The organism is Oikeobacillus pervagus (assembly GCF_030813365.1).
In the GTDB taxonomy this organism is placed as follows: Bacteria; Bacillota; Bacilli; order Bacillales; family DSM-23947; genus Oikeobacillus; species Oikeobacillus pervagus.
On the sequence record NZ_JAUSUC010000105.1, the window covers coordinates 1 to 1405 of the forward strand.

Here is a 1405-nt window from a genome sequence, read left to right on the forward strand (position 1 = left end):
CTAGGAAGGCCAGAGATCCACTGCTTAAGTTGACTTTGAATTAAATTTTTGATTTTCTTATTCGTCTTTTTTAACGCATCTTGAAGAAGCTCGATTAACTGCTGTAATGCGACAGCCCAATCAAGTTCATTTACTTCATCACATAATTCGTAAAATAGTCCGCCAATGGTGCGTTGGTCGGTGTTACAGCGATTTTGCCACGAAAGCACAATAAAACGTGCAAAGACAATAGTGGTATGACTAATCACCCCATCATATGAGCGACTTTGGAATTCTTTTTGAAGTTTTAAGAGAGATTTGGTTGTCTTAAAGAAAACCTCAATATCCCAACGCATCCCATAAATTCGGATGATTTCCTGCTCTGAAAGGGTGCAATCGGTACTCAGGATGGCAAGCCATTCGCTTTTCTTGTTTCTGTTTTGAATGAATACAACTTTAACGGATGTCCCATTCGCCATCATCGTATGGATGGAACGAAGAATTCCTTTCCTAGATTGAACGGGATCGGCTAAGCGATAAAGTTGCTTTAAAGAAACCTTTTTCCCGTTTACGTTATAACGTTGTTTTGTTTCTTTGACCATGCCAATTACGTCTAATCCCTGTTCTACAACTGCTTTAACAAGTGGTGGCAATGTAAACCAAGTATCCATTAGGACATAACTTGCGTCTATGCCATTCGCTAGCGCACGTTTGATCATATCAGGAATCTGCTCTGGCGCTGATTGTAAAGCATTTTTACGGCGTTTGTAGCCACAAGTGCGCTTGTCAATTTGTTCAGAGATTCCATTGATTTGAGCTTTCTTTGAGCTAAGTAAAGAAAAGTCGATGGGCATAAATGTGTAACCATCAGACCAGCCTAAAGTCAACATACGAAAGCCTTTGTAGAAACGCATTTTAAGGGATGCGTGATCAAAGCAGCGTGCTAGTAATTCAACCTTTTTACTACGATTTCTATCATAGGCCGAATCATCCACAATCAATACTTTTGGACGATTCTTATTGGTCAGACGAGTTACTTTTTGAATCGTAAAAGAACTTAAAAGCAGCAAGAAACGGCGCCAATTAAATGTTGAGTGATTTAAAAAGCGATAAACGGCATCCTTGGCTGGAAATTTATCTGCTTTCTTTGACTCAAGAAGGGAAAACCAATTTTTGTGTTGAAAAATCAAACAGAAAACAAGTTGAAATAAGTAAGAACAGCTAAAACCAAAGGATTTTTTAATCCCTGCTTTGCGCAAATGTTTATTCATTTCAAGTTCGGAAAAAACAGAATCAAGTTCTTTGGGTAGTTGATTGTATTGGCTATTTTGGTCTATCATATAGGGGACACCTCTTCTGTATGGTAGTGATTTCTAGTCAATCTCACTATACCAAAGATTGAGGTGTTTTTTTATTTTAAAAAAGG

The 1405-nt window shown here is 38.0% G+C and carries 1 protein-coding gene; it reads right to left on the reverse strand.

Annotated features, from left to right (window positions below; translation table 11 throughout):
* Positions 1-1319, reverse strand: a 1319-nt coding sequence (locus J2S13_RS16830) for an IS4 family transposase (protein ID WP_307258978.1), incomplete at its 3' end; no start/stop codon positions are given.
* Between the last annotated feature and the right edge of the window lie 86 nt (positions 1320-1405).